12 protein-coding genes and 2 tRNA genes are annotated in these 17,739 nt (G+C 63.6%); 6 read left to right on the top strand and 8 right to left on the bottom strand.

Translation table 11 applies throughout. The annotated features are described in order from the left end of the window. Positions 1 to 135: 135 nt before the first annotated feature. The 3 genes from HXS65_RS08050 to HXS65_RS08040 form a co-directional block, all read right to left on the bottom strand. Positions 136 to 1,533, bottom strand: a complete 1,398-nt coding sequence (locus HXS65_RS08050; protein ID WP_176493629.1) for a peptide MFS transporter — start codon at positions 1,531 to 1,533, stop codon at positions 136 to 138. A 468-nt stretch (positions 1,534 to 2,001) separates the two neighbouring features. Continuing rightward, positions 2,002 to 3,009 (bottom strand): tRNA dihydrouridine(20/20a) synthase DusA, encoded by a 1,008-nt coding sequence (dusA, locus tag HXS65_RS08045; protein WP_176493628.1) that lies wholly within the window; start codon positions 3,007 to 3,009, stop codon positions 2,002 to 2,004. 148 nt (positions 3,010 to 3,157) lie between these two features. Next, positions 3,158 to 3,775: a TetR/AcrR family transcriptional regulator gene (locus HXS65_RS08040; protein WP_176493627.1), complete on the bottom strand. Its 618-nt coding sequence runs from the start codon at positions 3,773 to 3,775 to the stop codon at positions 3,158 to 3,160. 273 nt (positions 3,776 to 4,048) lie between these two features. On the opposite strand from HXS65_RS08040, the gene HXS65_RS08035 reads away from it, so the two are divergent. The 3 genes from HXS65_RS08035 to HXS65_RS08025 all read left to right on the top strand — a co-directional run bounded on the left by HXS65_RS08035 (position 4,049) and on the right by HXS65_RS08025 (position 7,789). After that, positions 4,049 to 4,603 carry a carboxymuconolactone decarboxylase family protein gene (locus HXS65_RS08035; protein ID WP_077379203.1) on the top strand — a complete coding sequence of 185 codons (555 nt, stop codon included), beginning with the start codon at positions 4,049 to 4,051 and terminating at the stop codon, positions 4,601 to 4,603. 798 nt (positions 4,604 to 5,401) lie between these two features. Further along, entirely contained in the window at positions 5,402 to 6,454 is a 1,053-nt protein-coding gene (corA, locus tag HXS65_RS08030) for a magnesium/cobalt transporter CorA (protein ID WP_084209312.1), read from the top strand. A gap of 435 nt (positions 6,455 to 6,889) precedes the next feature. Then, on the top strand, positions 6,890 to 7,789 hold the full coding sequence (locus tag HXS65_RS08025) for a LysR family transcriptional regulator (RefSeq protein WP_043333112.1): 900 nt from the start codon (positions 6,890 to 6,892) through the stop codon (positions 7,787 to 7,789). Between the two features lie 36 nt (positions 7,790 to 7,825). On the opposite strand, the gene HXS65_RS08020 is transcribed toward HXS65_RS08025, so the two are convergent. Genes HXS65_RS08020 through cydD form a run of 3 tightly spaced genes read right to left on the bottom strand, consistent with a single transcriptional unit; the run spans position 7,826 to position 12,376 of the window. Next, positions 7,826 to 8,719, bottom strand: coding sequence for a short-chain dehydrogenase (locus HXS65_RS08020; RefSeq protein WP_176493626.1), 894 nt, complete (start codon positions 8,717 to 8,719; stop codon positions 7,826 to 7,828). Between the two features lie 25 nt (positions 8,720 to 8,744). Continuing rightward, positions 8,745 to 10,568: a thiol reductant ABC exporter subunit CydC gene (gene cydC, locus HXS65_RS08015; protein ID WP_176493625.1), complete on the bottom strand. Its 1,824-nt coding sequence runs from the start codon at positions 10,566 to 10,568 to the stop codon at positions 8,745 to 8,747. After that, complete coding sequence (gene cydD / locus HXS65_RS08010; protein WP_176493624.1) at positions 10,565 to 12,376, bottom strand: thiol reductant ABC exporter subunit CydD; 1,812 nt, start codon at positions 12,374 to 12,376, stop codon at positions 10,565 to 10,567. The genes cydC and cydD overlap by 4 nt, the downstream gene beginning before the upstream one ends. A 301-nt stretch (positions 12,377 to 12,677) precedes the next feature. On the opposite strand from cydD, the gene gltX reads away from it, so the two are divergent. The 3 genes from gltX (at position 12,678) to HXS65_RS07995 (ending at position 14,519) form a co-directional block, all read left to right on the top strand. Further along, on the top strand, positions 12,678 to 14,153 hold the full coding sequence (gltX, locus tag HXS65_RS08005) for a glutamate--tRNA ligase (RefSeq protein ID WP_077379213.1): 1,476 nt from the start codon (positions 12,678 to 12,680) through the stop codon (positions 14,151 to 14,153). A 196-nt stretch (positions 14,154 to 14,349) separates the two neighbouring features. Beyond that, positions 14,350 to 14,425: transfer RNA gene (locus HXS65_RS08000), tRNA-Ala, on the top strand. An 18-nt stretch (positions 14,426 to 14,443) separates the two neighbouring features. Further along, positions 14,444 to 14,519 (top strand) — tRNA-Glu (locus HXS65_RS07995). Positions 14,520 to 15,094: 575 nt separating this feature from the next. Here the strand turns inward: HXS65_RS07995 and HXS65_RS07990 are convergent. Next, on the bottom strand, positions 15,095 to 15,982 hold the full coding sequence (locus HXS65_RS07990; RefSeq protein WP_136939007.1) for an NAD(P)-dependent oxidoreductase: 888 nt from the start codon (positions 15,980 to 15,982) through the stop codon (positions 15,095 to 15,097). A 239-nt stretch (positions 15,983 to 16,221) separates the two neighbouring features. Further along, positions 16,222 to 17,508: a citrate synthase gene (gene gltA, locus HXS65_RS07985; protein WP_077379217.1), complete on the bottom strand. Its 1,287-nt coding sequence runs from the start codon at positions 17,506 to 17,508 to the stop codon at positions 16,222 to 16,224. Positions 17,509 to 17,739: the final 231 nt, after the last annotated feature.

Genomic DNA, 17,739 nt, shown 5'->3' with positions numbered 1-17,739 from the left:
TTCACTTCAGGCCACTTTATGGCCCTGTTGCTGGTAGTGACAACGCAAACGCCCCGCTCAATGAGCGGGGCGTTTGCGTTGTTGCAGCAGCCTGTCGTGTCGTCGTCGGTAGTGAAGATGACGACGACTGCGAGATCAGCCGTGGCTGGTCTGGGTCTCGAGCGGGCCGTCATGACGCGATTCCGCGCCGTGCATCCAGTCGACCAGCTTGCCGGCGAACACCAGCAACAGCAGGCCGCCGAGCACGCCGGTGATGGCGATGCCACCGAACACGCTCATGGCGCCGGCTTCGCCGACCAGCGAGCCGATCATCCCGGCCAGGTAGTTGGCCAGTGCCACGAAGGCGAACCAGGCGCCCATCATCAGCGCGCCCATGCGAACCGGCGACAGCTTGGTGACCATCGACAGCCCCACCGGCGACAGGCACAGTTCGCCCAGGGTGTGGAAGAAGAAGGCGCCGACCAGCCACATCATCGAGGCGCTGCCCGCGGCTTTCTGTTCCAGCACCGCGCCGATCATGCACACGAAGCCGATGCCGAGGGCGATCAGGCCGAAGGCGAACTTGACCGGCGAGCTGGGCTCGCGATCATTCATGCGTGTCCACAGTCCCGCCAGCAGTGGCGAGAGCAGGATGATGAACAGCGGGTTGAGCGACTGGAACCAGGCCGCCGGGACTTCAAAGCCCATCAGCATGCGGTCGGTGTAGTCCTGCGCGTACAGTGCCATCAGGCCGCCGCCCTGCTCGAAACCGGCCCAGAACAGGATGGTGAACAGACCCAGCACCAGGATGACCTTGATGCGATCGCGCTCCTCGCGGCTCAGCGGTGTCCTGGTGGTGCTCCTCTTGCTCAGGCGTGCCTCGCGTCTGGCGCTGGGCTCCACGCCGAGCTCGCCCAGATGGCGAGGCGCGAAGATCAGCTGGATGGCGACCGCCAGCAGCATGCCGATACCCGCCACCAGGAAGCCGGCGTTCCAGCCATAGCCTTCGGCCATGGAGCCCGCGACGATACCTGACAGCAGCGCACCGAGGTTGATGCCCATGTAGAAGATGGTGAAGGCGCCATCACGACGGTGATCGCCCTGTGGATAGAGATCGCCGACCATCGTCGAGATGTTGGGCTTGAACAGGCCGTTGCCGACGATCAGCAGGCCGAGACCGACGTACAGCAGCATCTCGGCATCCAGACCACTCATGTCCGGTGGCACGGCCAGCACGAACTGGCCGGCCGCCATGATCAGACCCCCGATCAGAATCGCGCGGCGTGCGCCCAGCCAGTTGTCCGCCAGTGCGCCGCCGAACATCGGCGTGATGTATACCAGCCCCGTGAAGATGCCATACAGCTGCAGGGCATCGCCCTGATTCCAGCCCAGCCCGCCGCTGGTGACGGCATCGGTGAGATAGAGCACCAGCAGGGCGCGCATGGCGTAGTAGGAGAAGCGTTCCCACAGTTCCGTGGAGAACAGCAGATAGAGTCCGGCCGGGTGCCCGAACAGCTCACGGCTGTTGGCTCCGGAGGGGGAGGATGTGGACATGGAACCTCGAAGGATGTGTCAGCATGAGCAGCGCAGTCCGTCATGGGGGACTGCATGGACCGGTCCACAGGTCTGTGGGGGAAGCCGGTGACGGAGCCGTTGTATGGCCGTCAACACGTCAGCACGACGTGACGATGACGTGACCTGTTGTTGTCCGCATGGTCAGTCATTCTGCGCGAGACGCCCTTGTCAGACAATCAAACGAAAGTCATGCATGTCATTGGTATTAAAGGAGTTATCAGCTTATACAGCGACGCAGGGTTGCGTGTTTCGGCATCTGTGAATGTTCTGTCATCGCGCCTTTCCCGATAGGGGCTGCCGGTCGCTGGACCGACGGATCGACGGCTCGTTGGGGACGTTGAGAACATGGGAATGCCAGAACGACGACACCCGGCACATGGGCCGGGTGTCAGTGGACGGTCTTCTGGAAATGCTGCGTTCCTGAGGAAAGGGGCAGAGGCTGCCGGATCAGGCCTGTTCGGCCTGAGTCTCGGGCCGGTGCTCCGGCACGCGGGCCATGGCGTCATCGATCACCTCGATGCCCGCACCCGGCTTGTGGGCGTTCTCGGAGACATGGCGGCGGAACTGGCGGCCGCCCGGCTGTCCCTGGAACAGCCCCAGCAGATGGCGGCTGATGTGATTGAGGCGCACGCCCTCGGCGAGACGCTTCTCGATGTAGGGGCGGAAGGCACGCAGCGCATCGTGGCGGCTGGTGTGCGGATTCTCGGCCTCGCCGTACAGCTCGCTGTCCACCGTCGCCAGCAACCAGGGGTTGTGGTACGCCTCACGGCCGACCATCACGCTGTCGACATGCTCCAGCTGCTCGTGCAGCTCATCCATCTGCTTGAGGCCGCCGTTGATGCCGATATGCAAGGACGGGTGCGCCTGCTTGAGGCGGTGCACGCGGCCGTAGTTCAGCGGCGGCACATCGCGGTTCTCCTTCGGTGACAGGCCCTGCAGCCACGCCTTGCGCGCATGCACGCTGAAGGTGTCGCAGCCGGCATCGGCCACGGTGCTGATGAAGCGCTCGAGATCGGCGTCCTCATCCTGATCATCGATCCCGATGCGGCACTTCACCGTCACCGGAATCTTCACCTGCGCCTGCATCGCCGCCACGCATTTGGCCACCAGCTCCGGATGGCCCATCAGACAGGCACCGATCATGTTGTTCTGCACGCGATCGCTCGGGCAGCCGACATTCAGGTTCACCTCGTCATAGCCCCAGCTCTCGGCGATCGCCGCACACTCGGCCAGCGCCTGCGGGTCACTGCCACCCAGCTGCAACGCCAGCGGGTGCTCCGTCTCGTCGTGACCGAGGAAACGCTCGCGGTCCGGATTGAACAGCAATGCCCCGGTGGTCACCATCTCCGTGTACAGCAGCGTACGACGGCTCAACACGCGCGCGAAGGCGCGGTAGTCACGGGTCGTCCATTCCATCATCGGCGCGACGGAAAAGGTGCGGTCAATCGGTGTCATCGGCATGGCAGTCATATCGGCTGGTGTGGGAGCAGGGGACGGAGCATCAGGTGCAGGCGCTGTCGAGACAAGCGGGCGGTGATTCTAGCAGCATGTGAGGCGAAGCGCCGAGTCAGAGGGAGCCGCGAGCCATTGCTCCGCTCATGGCTCAATGCGTGTTGTTGATATTCAGCGCCTCGATATCCTGGGCGATGTCTTCGGCGAGCTGGCGGACGGCGTCGCTTTCGCCTTCACGCTGGGCGTAGGCGCGCAGGCCCATGACTTCTGCCTGGAGGCGGCGACCGAGGCGTTCCGGCTGATGAGCAGGGCGCTCGGGGTCGACGAGTTCACCGGCGTCGCGGGCGTCCGCGAAGGCCTGGCGGAAGCGGGCTTCCATGCCGGCGAGCAGTGTCTCGACCTTGTCGCGGGCGGCCTGTTCGCGCTCACCGAGTTCCAGCAGGCTCTTGGCCAGCATGCAGGCGCGTGACGGGACTTCGCTGTCACGCAGTCCGCCGAGCTTGCGGATGTAGGCGGCGAGGGCGGTCAAGGGCGAGTCGTGACTGGCCATCAGGCTTTCCATCTCGCGCAGGCTGCGCGCGGAGTAGCACTCCAGCGCTTCCTGGAAGAGGCCATCCTTGCTGCCGAAGGTGGCGTAGATGCTGCCGGGACGCATGTCGAGCGCGCGCTCGATGTCCTTCAGCGAAGTGGCATGAAAGCCCTTCTGCCAGAAGAGATTCAGCGCCCGGTCGAGGGAGTCCTGGCGGTTGTGCAAGGTCGCGCGTGGCATGGCTGTCCTGACGATGGGGCTCGCGAGTGTCGCCTGACTCCACACAGTGTGGAGGGGAGGCTGATCCCGAGGAGCAAGGTATTGAGTGAGTACTCAATTTTAACTTGAATGACCGCTCAAATCCAGCTAGTGTGTCCCACGACAACGTAGCGAAGCGCATGAGCAGGTCTTTTTTTGAGCAATTGCTCATCATCATGGGTAGCGACGACGTTCACGACGCCTCCCCAGCCCTGCCATTGCGCTCATCTCGTCCATCATATTGAAGGAGTCATCATGACCGATTTCACGCTGCATACTGCCGATACCGCCCCGCAGGACAGCAAGCCGCTGCTCGACAAGTCCGTCAAGGCCTTCGGCATGGTGCCGGGTCTGCACGCCGTGATGGCCGAGGCGCCGGGCCTGCTGGAAGGCTATCAGGTACTGCACCAGCTGTTCCTCGACAGCAGCTTCAATGATGAAGAGACTACCGTGGTGTGGCAGACCATCAATGTCGAGCACAACTGTCACTATTGCGTGCCGGCACACACCGGTATCGCCAAGGCGATGAAGGTGGATGACGCCATCACCGAGGCGCTGCGCAACGAGACGCCGCTGCCGACCGAGCGCCTGGAAGCCCTGCGCACCTTCACGCTGGCCGTGGTGCGTGAGCGTGGTTTCGTCGATGACGCTACCGTGCAGACCTTCCTCGATGCCGGCTACACCAAGCGCAACGTGCTGGAAGTGGTTCTTGGCCTGTCCCAGAAGGTGATGAGCAACTACACCAATCACCTGGCCGAGACGCCGATCGACGAGCCGTTCAAGAAGTTTGAATGGCACAAGCAAGGCTGAAGCCGCAGAACGGATGATGCATGACCTGCGAGAGGGGTGAAGCGCGCCGTCATTCAATCTTAATGAAAATATTTCTCATTAGTGTTGACGGACGCGTGCTCGCGACCTAATCTGAGGCCATCGCTTCCCCGCCATGGGCAGCGGTGCCCCGGTCAGTGGAGTCAGGCCCCTTTCCGGGAGGCTTCTCATCAGACGTTTTACGGTCCTTGCCAGCGGCTCCCCTCACGGGTGAGCCGCTTTTTTCATGCGCAAAAAAAGACGCCCCCTTCGCTTGCACGAGGGAGGCGTCCGGAAGCGCTTCTCGAGTCATTCGCTTTCCCTCTGCCAATGACAGGGAGGAAGGCTTGCGAGTCGAGCGGTGCTTCGTGCCCGCCAGAGTGTGGATGTCAGGTCCGAGGCGGGCGTCTCATCAGGCCAGTCACGACCTTGATATTCTGGCGGCATGATACGTCAGCTCATCGATGGAGGCCAGCCGTGATGGTGAGATAAACGCTGTCTCAATGGTTAATGAAAATAATTCTCATTGGTATTGACGGGCGATCCGTCAGGGCATAATCTTGGGTCATCGCTTCCCGCCATGGAACGCGATGGCCAGAACAGCGGAGTCAGGCCCCTGTTCAGGTTTCTCCTCATCAAGCTAGTCACGGTCTTCGGGCGACTCTTCGAGTCGCCCTTTTTCTTGGCGGTGTCACGGCTGTCAGCGTCTGTCGCGCCTTTCTCCTGCCTCTGTCAGGCCCCGCACTCCCGGTATCTCGTCTAGAATGGCCCTTCCTTCAGGTCATTCACACGGGACCGTGCATGATTACCCTCTATCGCCTTCATGAAGACGGGCGCCTGCGTGGCGAGCAGATCGTGCTGCCCGACATGTCCGACGGCGAGGCGCCGCAGCTCGCCGACAGCCATGAGCAGGCCAGCGCCCTGCATGCCGAGCGGCTGGCCAGTGATGAGCTGGCACCTCCGGTACTGGTGCGTGGCGATGTGCTGTGGATCGACCTCTGCCAGCCCGATGAGGCCGAGCAGCGCTGGGTGAGCGAGCAGTTCAGCGTGGAGCTGCCGAAGATCGAGGAGCTCGAGGAGATCGAGTCGTCCTCGCGATTCTATCTGGCCGGCGATGGCATCCATGTCGTCTCGCTGTTTCCCCATCGCAGGGGGCGCGAACCGCAGACCGCCAACGTCGCCTTCCATCTGCACGGGCGGCAGCTGATCAGCATGCGTCACGAGGAGATCGGGCTGTTGCGGCTGTTCCGCAATCATCTGCGTCGCCAGCGCCTGAGTCCCCAGGATGGCTGGGACGTGCTGCTGGCATTGCTGGCGATGAAGGTCGATTACCTGGCCGATGAGATCGAGGACATCTATCGCGCGCTGGAGGTACTGGGCAAGCAGGCGGTGCATCCTGAATCGCTGGAGGACACCCTGCATGGCATCCTGCTGCAGGAGCGCTACAACGACAAGGTGCGCCAGGCCCTGCTGGACAGTCAGCGGCTGTTGCGTCAGCTGACGCGCCATCTGCCCGCCGAGCCGCATCACAAGGCTCGGCGTCAGGAAATTCGCGACATGCTGCGCGATGTGGATTCGCTCAATCCGCACACCACCTTCATCTTCGAGAAGGTCAACTTCCTGCTGGATGCCTCGATCGGTTTCACCAACCTCGACCAGAGCCGCATCATCAAGATCTTCTCGGTCGCGGCAGTGGTGTTCATGCCGCCGACCCTGATCGCCAGCATCTACGGCATGAACTTCCACTGGATGCCGGAGCTGGACAAGGACTGGGGCTATCCCTTCGCGCTGTGCCTGATGGGGGCATCGGCTCTTTCGACCTACTTGTTCTTCAAGTGGAAGAAATGGTTGTAAGTCGCTGATCAAAGGCAAAAAAAAGCGCCTGGCGTCGTGAGACGGCCAGGCGCGCAAATAGCTTGCATTACTACACTGAAGATCGCCACCGAGGCCCGGGATGGGCCGACGGCGAAACCGCGCGTGCGGGTGTCGCCATGCAGACCAGTCACCGGGACCCGGTGGGATGAGCAGTGCAACTACCTGAGCGCGAACCTGAATCGCCTGACTGCGCCACGCAGGCCAGACGCTTCACGGTCTAGTCCGGAAGCAGACGGTCGATGCCGCGACGCGTCTGCTCCCGCATGTTCGAGGTGCCCAGTATAGGGCGACGCGCTTTGGAGAATAAGCGCGTACAATCGAAAACTAGGGTTTCCAATATGGAAACATGTTCGCGTGGTCACGCAGGACGCTCGTCAATGGGCGTCTGGAGCTGAATCAACTCTGGAGTATGGGATGGCGACGCTTGATGCCCTGCGGGTCTTCGTCGAGGTGGTACGAGCGGCGAGCTTCACGGCCGCCGCGAGACGCCTGGGAATTTCCAAGTCGCTGGCGTCCAAGCGCGTGGCGGCACTGGAGGAGCAGCTGGGGGTGAGTCTGATCAATCGCTCGACCCGCAAGCTGCATCTCACCGAGGCGGGGCGCATCTATTACGAGCACGGGCTGCGCATCCGCGAGGAGCTGGAATCCGCCGAGGCGCGGGTGCAGTCCGTCACCTCCCAGCCGATGGGCCAGCTCAAGGTCTCGGCGCAGGTGTCGTTCGGCTTCATGTATCTGGCCGCCCCGACCACCGCCTTCATGCGCCGTTATCCGGACGTCAGCGTCGAGATCCTGCTGGAGGATCAGCGCTTCGAGCCCATCGATGAGTCGGTGGATCTGGCGATTCGCATGGGACCGTTGCCGGATTCCTCGATGGTCTCGCGGCCACTGTGCAAGGTGGTCTATGGCCTGTATGCGGCACCGGATTATCTGGCGCGCGTCAATGCCCCGCCGGTGCAGCCGCAGGACATCCGCGCCTTCGATACCATCTTCTACGGCAATTACGATCTGGGTGCCCACTGGCGCTTCACGCTCAACGGGCAGCCCTTCGATGTGGAGCCGGAGTCGCGGCTGGTGATCAACAATCTGCTCGGTGTGGTGGAGGCGGCCAAGGCCGGTTTCGGTCTCGCCTATCTGCCGACCTTTTCCGCGCGTGCAGCAGTGGAAAGCGGTGAGCTGGTGCCGTTGCTGCAGCCCTACTGGAATGAGCACGGCTCGATGGTGGTGCTGTTCCGCTCGCGCAAGTACCTGCCCGACAAGACGCGTGCCTATCTGGACTTCATCACCGAATGGTTTCAGGAGCATCTGCAGCTCTGATCGCCCCCGCTGCCTCTCTCGCCCCCGCAGCTTCCGTCACCAGTCGATCGGCTCGCCGGCCCAGTCACGGAAGCCGCCGCTGTCCTCTGGCGACAGCTCACCCGCCACCCGCAGCAGGCGACGCGCCACGTAGCCTGGCGTGAACAGCTTGTGCTCGGGGACCCGCGCCTGAAAGGGGGCCGAAAGCTCGGTATCGGTGGTGCCCGGATGCAGCGCGACCAACACAGCCTCGGGATTGCGGCGCGCGATCTCGATGGCGGCGGTCTTCAGCAGCATGTTGTGACTGGCCTTGCTGGCACGGTAGGCATACCAGCCGCCACTGCGGTTGTCGCTGATCGAGCCGACCCGCGCCGAGAGCGAGGCGAAGATCAGCGGCGTGCGCCGGCGCAGGCGTGGCGCGAGCATCCCCAGCAACAGGGCGGGGACGAAGGCATTGACCTGATGCAGGCGCGTCAGCGCGGCCATGTCGAGATCCTCGAGACGTTTCTCGGGCCACAGTGCCGCGTGCTGCTCAAAGGCTTCCTCATGCAGCAGACCCATGGTGTTGAGGATCAGTGCCGGTGGCTGGCCTGGCCTGGGCTCGTTCTCCTCGTTCTCCTCGTGCTTCTCCTTCTCCTTGTTCTCCTTCTCCTTGTTCTCTTCCTGCCCCGTGTCATCCAGTTGCTCGCGGAGCCAGTCTGCCAGCCGCGCCATGCCCTCGTCGGTGGTCAGGTCAGCCTGCAGTGAGGCAAGTGCGGGATGTGCCGGCAGACGCGAGACGTCACGGCTGACCGCCAGCACCCGGCCGCAGCGTTCGTGGGCGAGCAGCTCTTCGAGCATCGCGCGTCCGATACCGCCCCCGGCACCCGTCACCAGAGCGGTGAAGCCCTGTGGGAGGCGTGCAAAGGTGTCCGCGGCCAGTGGTTGATCCTTGAGTGTGGATTCCGTCATCGTCCCTCCCGCGATAGCGTTCATGTCAGGCCTGATTCGTGGTGCGCGCCATCAGGCGTGCCAGCCGCGAGTCGGCCTGCAGTGTGGTTGGCGTGGCATCTTCCTTGAGTCTCCCTTCTTCCAGCAGTGCCAGACGCGCAAAGCGCTCAAGCCCCAGCGGCTGATGGGTGATCATGATCAGGCTGCGTCCCCGGCAGGCCGTGAGAATCGCGCTGATCACCCGCTCGGCACTCTCGCGATCCAGGCCTTCACAGGGCTCGTCGAGCAGCACGATCGGGGCGGGCGAGAGCAGCGCCCGTGCCACGCCGAAGCGACGCAGCTGGCCTCCGGACAGCGAACGGCCCCCCTCATCCGGGAAGCCAGCCAACCCCTGCGGCTGTCGGGCCAGCCACTCGCCAAGCCCCAGGCTATCCAGCATGTGGATGAGTGTCGCATCACTGGCCTCAGGCGCGGCCAGGCGCAGATTGTCAGCGTAGCTTGCGCAGAACAGATGCGTGTCCTGCGGACAGACGGCGAAGCTTGCGCGCAGTGTGGCCTCGTCGAGCGACTCAAGCGCCACACCGCCCAGATGAATGCTGCCGGAATTCGGGGCATGGAAGCGGCTGAGCACTTCCAGCAGGGTGCTCTTGCCGCTGCCGGAGGGGCCAAGCAAGGCCAGATGCTTGCCCGGTGCCAGGCTCAGCGACAGCTGCTCGAGCACCTGAGTGTCGCCATGCGCGACACTCAGGTCATGGATCACCAGTTCATATCCGGCCGGCGTGGCGGCGGCGGAGTCCGCCGGAAACTGTGGCGCCGGGGTATCGGCCTGTACCTGGTTGAGGCGCGCGGCCGCCGACAGGCAGCGGCCCAGCCCCTGCCAGGCCAGCGGCAGGGGGGCGAGGGCTTCGAAGGCACCGAGGATCGCCAGCAGAAACAGCGCCAGCAGGCGGCCGTCGAGCAGCTCGCCGGCATGGGCGGTCACGTCACCGACAGCCGTCTGCGTCTGGGGCGCCATCTGCATGACGCCGAGCAGGGCGACCCCTGCCAGCGTCAGCCCCAGCAGCGTATGGCTCAGCCAGGTGGCCAGCGCCTGACGACGCGCCTGGGAGCGCTCGATGCGATCACGCTCGGCCTGTTGCTCCGCCAGGCTGGCAAGCTCTGCCTGCCAGCGTCCGTAGATGACCAGCTCGCCCAGGCCCTGCAGTCGCTCCAGCAGACGGGCACGCAGGTGACTGGCGGAGGCCTGATGGTGCATGGCATCGCGGCTGCCAAGATGCCAGGCCAGCCACGGCACCAGCCCCCCGGTCAGCGCCAGTCCCAGCACGGTGATCAGCGCCAATGTCGGCGCGAAGACACCGATCAGCGTACCGGCGGCGAAGATGGCACACACCGCCACCAGTGACGGAATCAGCACGCGCACATAGAGGCTGTCGAGGGCATCGACATCCGCGCCCAGACGCGTCATCAGCTCGCCCTGCCCAGCACGCTGCAGAGCGGCGGGGGAGAGGGGTTCGATGGCGTCGAACAGACGACGACGCAGGCTGGCCAGCAGGCGCAGCGTGCCTTCGTGGGTGGTGACACGCTCGCCATAGCGTCCGGCGGTGCGCGCCAGTGCCAGTCCGCGCACGCCAGCCGCGGGAGTGAAGAAGTTGAAGGCCTGGGTGGCCGCGACGCTCACGCCGGCCACGGCGGTGGCGGAGAGGAACCATCCCGACAGCGCCAGCAGCCCGGTGGCTGCCAGCAGGGTGATCAGCGCCAGCAGGGCACCGACACCCAGCCAGCCCCGGTGCTCGCGCATCAACGCCAGGTAGGGACTCAGTTCGCCAAGCGATGGTGGCCGGGCGGTCGGGGGGACGTCAGGGGGTGTCATGCATCACCTCGCGGGCTGGAGGCCTGCAGGTGCCGATCTTCCACCAGGCGGCCGCCTTCGAGACGGATCAGCCGCTGGCAGAGTGGCAGCAGTTCGGGACGATGCGTGAGCAGCAGCAGGGTGCGGCCTTCGCCGAGGCGTTGCAGTGCCCGGATCACGCGTGCCTCGCTCTCGGCATCCAGGCTGGCGGTGGGTTCGTCCAGCAGCACCAGCGGCGCATCATGCAGGAAGGCGCGCGCCAGCGACAGGCGGCGTGCCTGCCCACCGGACAGTGGCTGACCGCCCTCGCCAAGCGGTGTCGCGAGTCCGTGGGGCAGGCTGGCGTGCCATGTGGACAGGTCGGCCTTGGCCAGCGCGGCCTCGAGTTCGTCGTCGCTGGCCTGAGGCTTCGCCAATCGCAGGTTGTCGGCCAGCGTGCCGGACAGGACCACCGTTTCCTGGCCCACCCAGGTGGCCGTGCCGGCCGGGAGACCCTGGGTCAAGGGATGTCCATTCAGAGACAGCATGCCGTCGGCGACCTCGACGAAGCCCAGCAGCAGGTTGAGCAATGTCGACTTGCCTGCTCCGGAAGAGCCGGTGATGGCGATTCGTTCACCGGCGGCGATCTGCAGTGACAGCGGGCCCAGCGCGGGGGGCGTGTCCGGGAGCTGGCCGGCATGGCGCACGCTCACGTCCTGCAGTCTCAGGGCGCTGAAGGTGATGGGGCGGGTCGCGCTGCGAGGCGGCGTGGTGTTCACGTCGTCAGGCGTCTGCTGACAGGAGAAGGGGGTGGCACCGACGATCGGCGCCAGGTCGAGCGCGGCCGCTTCGGCCTCGGCCTTGGCGTGATAATGCACGCCCAGCTCGCGCAGCGGCTGATAGAACTCGGGCGCCAGCACCAGAATGAACAGGGCGGTCTGCAGCGTCAGCGGTGCCTCGTCCCAGGTGCCGAACTGCAGATGACCGAGGAAGTGAAAGCCGAGATAGACCGCCAGCAGCGCGATGGACACGGCGGTAAAGAATTCCAGCACCGTGGAGGACAGGAAGGCGAGGCGCAGCACGCGCATGGTGCGCTTGCGAAAGGCGTGACTGACGGCCTCGACCTGGGCGCCGCGTCTGGCGCTGCCGAACAGCTTGAGCGTCTTCAGGCCGGTGAGCAGGTCCATGAAGTGGCGCCCCATGCGGTCCATCTCCTGGAATTGCTCGCGGGAGCGCTTGCGCGCCGCGATCCCGACCAGAATCATGAAGATGGGCACCAGCGGGGCGGTGATCGCCAGAATCAGGCCCGCCGCCCAGTTGAGCGGAAAGACGACCGCCAGCAGCAGCAACGGGATGAGCCCGGCCAGGCGAGTCTGGGGGCGAAAATCGGCGTAATAGCCATGCAGCGACTCGACCTGGTCCCAGACACGGTTGGCGAGGCTGGCACGGTGCTGGCGATGCACCCACAGCGGGCCGAGTTCGGCGAAGCGCTGCAATAGACGCTCACGCAGGCGGCGACGGATCTGCTGACTGGCACGGGTGCCAGCATAGCTGCGCAGCCCGCCAAGCGCGCCTCGCAGCGAGAGGCTGGCCGCGAGTACCGCGATGGCCGGCCACAGTGTGATGAGCGACTCGCGCTCGATCGCCACGCCCTGGGCGAGGCGCGCGATGCTCCACGCCTGTGCCAGCAGCACCAGGGTCGAGAGCAGGGCGCAGCCGATGGCGATGTTCGGCCAGTGGCCGCCAGCTCGGGCCAGGGTCTCCAGCCAGCGGCGTGGCACGAACTCAGGCGACGAGGCGTCAGCGTCAAGGGGGGAGGCAACATCAGACGAGGCGGTGGTTCGGGACATGCTGGCTCCTGCCGGTGGTGGCAGAGGGGGTGGTGAGAAGGCGCGGGCGCCAGGCGTCACGGCGGACGATCATCGGGCGTCAGCTTACCGCCGTGGAGGCGTTGGCACACGGTGACGCACTGTCGCACATCTTCACCTTGCGTATAATATGCCCCCAGTACAGGCTGCCGAATTGAAGCGTGTTGGCCGGGCACCACTTGCCAGGCTGGTTCGAGATCTTGTCGCGCCTCGCGCCCGGCCGTCATCTCGAGACGCTTTTCGACACCCTTCTTGACACTCCCCCTGAAATACTGGACTCCACATGACCGTTCGTACGCGTATCGCACCGTCGCCGACTGGTGATCCCCACGTCGGCACTGCCTATATCGCCCTGTTCAACCAGTGCTTCGCTCGTCAGCACGGTGGCGAGTTCATTCTGCGTATCGAGGATACCGATCAGACTCGCTCCACCGGTGAGTCCGAGCAGATGATTCTCGACTCGCTGCGCTGGCTGGGCATCGAATGGTCGGAAGGTCCGGATGTCGGCGGCCCCCATGGTCCGTATCGCCAGAGCGAGCGTGGCGACATCTATGCCGCGCATTGCCAGCAACTGATCGATGCCGGCCACGCCTTCAAGTGCTTCCGCACCAGCGAGGAGCTGGATGAGCTGCGCGACTCCCGCAAGGCCGAGGGTCTGCACATGGCGCTCAAGCCGTCCGATCTCGCCCTGCCGGCCGAGGAAGTGGCACGTCGTGAAGCGGCGGGTGCGCCCTTCGTCATCCGCATGAACGTACCGGAAAGCGGTACCTGTGTGGTCAAGGACATGCTGCGCGGCGAGATCGAGGTCGACTGGGCCCAGGTCGATGCGCAGATCCTGCTCAAGTCCGATGGCATGCCGACCTACCACCTGGCCAACGTGGTGGATGATCACCTGATGGAGATCACCCACGTGATGCGCGGTGAGGAGTGGATCAACTCGGCACCCAAGCATCAGTTGCTGTATGAGTACTTCGGCTGGCAGATGCCGGAGCTTTGCCACATGCCACTGCTGCGCAACCCGGACAAGACCAAGCTGTCCAAGCGCAAGAACCCGACGTCCATCCTGTATTACCGCCGCATGGGCTATCTGCCGGCGGCCGTGATCAACTATCTCGGGCGTCTCGGCTGGTCCATGCCGGACGAGCGCGAGAAGTTCACGCTGAGCGAGATGCAGGAGCACTTCGACATCCAGCGCGTCTCCCTTGGCGGCCCGGTGTTCGATGTCGAGAAGCTCAGCTGGCTGAACGGTCTCTACATCCGTGACCTGTCCGAGGACGAGCTGCTGAGCGAGCTGCGTCAATGGGCCTTCAACGAGTCCTACGTCAAGCAGATCCTGCCGGAAGTGAAGCCGCGCATCGAGACGCTGTCCGAGGCGATTCCGCTGGCGGGGCACTTCTTCTCCGGACTGCCGGCCATCACGCCGGACGACTTCGCCAAGGCCAAGCTTCAGGGCGAAGATCTGGTGCGTCAGATGCAGTTCCTGACCTGGAAGCTCGAGGCCGTGAGCACCTGGGACAAGGAGCACCTGCTGGCGGAAGTGAAGCTGCTGTCCGAGCACTTCGAACTCAAGATGAAGGACTTCCTGGCGCCGGTGTTCGTGGCGGTGACTGGCTCGGCGACCTCCACCTCGGTGATGGATGCGATGGTCATTCTCGGTTCCGACATGACCCGTGCACGTCTGCGTCATGCCGTGGCAGTGCTGGGCGGCGTCTCCAAGAAGGCTGCCAAGCGCTTCGAGAAGGAATATCGCGAGCTGTAAGGGTGTCAGTGATGCCTGAAGGGCCCCCATGGCGAACGTGTGTCATGGGGGCATGCGCTGCAGCAGGGCGCTGAGCCTTCTCAAGGCGCTGTCGGACTGCCCTGGTGGCCCTGATGAGGCGCGCGACGGAATTGTGTGAAAAAGAAGTTGACGACTACGAGGCGGGTCAGTAATATACGCCTCGTTCTTGAGAGACGGGGCCTTAGCTCAGCTGGGAGAGCGCAACACTGGCAGTGTTGAGGTCAGCGGTTCGATCCCGCTAGGCTCCACCAAGTTTCTCAAGCGACTGCGTCCCATTCGTCTAGTGGTCCAGGACACCGCCCTTTCACGGCGGTAACAGGGGTTCGAACCCCCTATGGGACGCCACTCTTCTGACATCTCGAGTCGCCTGTGATGGCCTCGGGAAGTCAAAAAAAAGCACACCTTGCGGGGTGTGTTTTTTTTGTCTCTGATTTCGGCTTATGCACAGCCGGTGTGTCGCCCGAAACGCATGTTATCCCCAAGTCGCCCTTGACATCGCTGTTGTGTTGTCCACTGCGCGGCCAGGACGTGAACTTTCCTCATACTCCCCCTCGAAGTGCGGCCATCCGGTCTGCGCTTGCTCCTGCATGCCAAAATTTTCTTTTATATCAATGGCTTATAAGCTGGTTAAAAATTGTGCAATCTGTTGGTAAGCCCGCTGTCATGCAGGTTGGAAGCGCTTGTCTAAGGGTTATCAACGAGGTTATCCACAGATAGTGTGGAAAAAGGCAGCGCAGCGTGACGGTGACAGGGTTGTTGCAATGCGGCATCAAGAAAGCCCCGATTCCAACGTCTCGCTGACGCTGGAATCGGCGCTTTTCGTCGGGCGGCTTGCACGGCTAGCAGGACGTCATTCGTTCAGTGCCTGATTCGCTGCGCGATGACGCGGGCGAGGCCGCTTCGAGTGGGGAGGGCTCGCCTCATCTGGCCAGGCGCTTGAGCAGCGAGGAGGTGTCCCAGCGGCCGCCCCCCATGCTCTGGACGTCGGCATAGAACTGATCGACCAGCGCCGTCACCGGCAGGCTTGCCTCGATGCGGCGTGCCTCCGCCAGACAGATGTCGAGGTCCTTGCGCATCCAGTCGACGGCGAAGCCGTGCTCGTACTCATCGCGGATCATGGTGGCGTGTCGGTTCTCCATCTGCCACGAGCCCGCTGCGCCCTTGGAGATCACCTCGATCACCGCCTCACGATCCAGTCCCGCCTGCTCGGCGAAGTGCAGTCCCTCGGAGAGCGCCTGAACCAGTCCGGCGATGCAGATCTGGTTGACCATCTTGGTGGTCTGGCCGGCGCCGGTCTCCCCGATACGCTTCACCATGCGCCCGTAATGCGCCAGTACCGGTGCTGCGCGCTCGTAATCTTGCGGGTCACCGCCGCACATGATGGTCAGCGCGCCATTGATGGCCCCCTGCTGGCCGCCAGACACGGGGGCGTCCACGAAGCCGACCGAATGCTCGCGCGCCGCCACGTAAAGCTCTCGCGCCAGATCAGCGCTGGCCGTGGTGTGATCCACCAGCAGTCCTCCCTCCGACAGACCGGCCAGTACGCCATCGGCGCCGTAGGTGACGCTGCGCACGTCATCATCATTGCCGACGCACATCAGCACGATCTCGGCGCCTTCCGCGGCTTCTCGCGGCGTGGCGTGATGGGTGCCGCCGTACTCCTCGCACCACTGTTCGGCGCGCGAGCGGGTCCGGTTGTAGACGCGCACTTCCCATCCTGCGCGTGTCAGGTGGCCGGCCATGGGGTGACCCATGACGCCGAGTCCGATGAAGGCGGCAATGCGTGGCGTTGCGTGTGTCTCTGACATGCGAAGGGCTCCTGGCCATCTATCAGCGAAAGGCGGACTTGCTGGGCATGACGGCGGTGTCGGTACCGCGTGACATTACGCTAGCACGTCTGGCGTGGGGCGAGGGACTGTATATGACTGATGGCTTGTGCAGGAGGGGTGACAGGGGCGTGAGGCAGGCGAGCAGGGCAGGGGCGTCAGAAACGAAAAAACCGCCTCCTGAGAGGCGGTTTCGGTCGGCTGCCGGGGTGCGACGTGGCTTACTTGGCCGGGTAGTCGCGCTGCGGGTGGCCGGTGTAGAGCTGGCGCGGGCGGCCGATACGATGGCCACCGGCGATCATCTCGTTCCAGTGGGAGATCCAGCCGATGGTGCGTGACATGGCGAAGATGACCGTGAACATGTTGGTCGGGATGCCGATCGCCTTGAGGATGATGCCGGAGTAGAAGTCGACATTCGGGTACAGCTTGCGCTCGATGAAGTACTCGTCTTCCAGTGCGATCTGCTCCAGACGCTTGGCGATCTTGAGCTGCGGATCATCGGCCATGCCCAGCTGCTCCAGCACCTCGTCACAGGTCTCCTTCATGACCTTGGCGCGCGGATCGAAGTTGCGATAGACGCGGTGACCGAAGCCCATCAGCTTGAACGGGTCATCCTTGTCCTTGGCCTTGTCGATGAAGCGCTGGATGTTCTCCTCGGAATCCTCACCGATCTCATCGAGCATGTTGAGCACGGCCTCGTTGGCGCCGCCGTGTGCCGGGCCCCAGAGTGCCGCGATGCCGGCGCTGATGCAGGCGAACGGATTGGCACCGGTGGAGCCTGCCAGACGCACGGTGGAGGTCGAGGCATTCTGCTCGTGGTCGGCGTGGAGCATGAAGATGGTGTCCATCGCCTTGGCGAACACCGGGTTGATCTTGTACTCCTCACACGGATTGCCGAACATCATGTACAGGAAGTTCTCGCCGTAGGAGAGGTCATTGCGCGGGTACATGAACGGCTGGCCGATGTTGTACTTGTGGCACATGGCCGCAAGGGTCGGCATCTTGGCGATCAGGCGCACCGCACTGACGTAGCGTTCCTTCTCGTTGTTGATGTTCAGATTGTCGTGGTAGAAGGCGGCCAGGCCACCGACGACGCCACACAGGATCGCCATCGGGTGGGCATCACGACGGAAGCCCTTGAAGAAGTTGACGATCTGCTCGTGCACCATGGTGTGGTTGCCGATCAGTTGCGCGAACTTGTCGTACTCTTCCTTGTTCGGCAGCTCTCCGAACAGCAGCAGGTAGCACAGCTCTATATAGTTGGAGCTCTTGGCCAGCTGGTCGATGGGGTAGCCGCGATGCAGCAGGACGCCTTTCTGGCCATCGATGAAGGTGATGGAAGATTCGCAGGCGGCGGTGGAGACGAAGCCCGGGTCGTAGGTGAACATGCCTTCGGCGGTCAGGCCGCGGACATCGATGACGTCCTGGCCGAGCGTGCCGGAATAGACCGGAAATTCGATGGTCTTGTCGATACCGTCTACCGTCAGTGTCGCTTTCTTGTCAGTCATGCCGACCTCCTCATTATTCGCGTAACTCTTTGACTTGCTTGCCATGCCGGGCTTGCATCAATCCCGCCCACTATAGAAGCCCGCCAAAGATTGTCAATTCGCCACTCGGCGTAGAGACGTGCGATGCTGCGCTGTGCGTCAGTTTCCCGACGTTTGTCGTTCCATGCCCTTCAGGTTGCGTCCTGATCGCCGCATTTTGTGCAATTCGTGGTTGCGGCTATGCGACGTCGT

Origin of the sequence: Cobetia sp. 5-25-4-2, from assembly GCF_013374075.1 — a bacterium.
Classification (GTDB): domain Bacteria; phylum Pseudomonadota; class Gammaproteobacteria; order Pseudomonadales; family Halomonadaceae; genus Cobetia; species Cobetia marina.
Note: the sequence above shows the minus strand (reverse complement) of the source record. Positions and strands in the feature narration are given on the sequence as shown.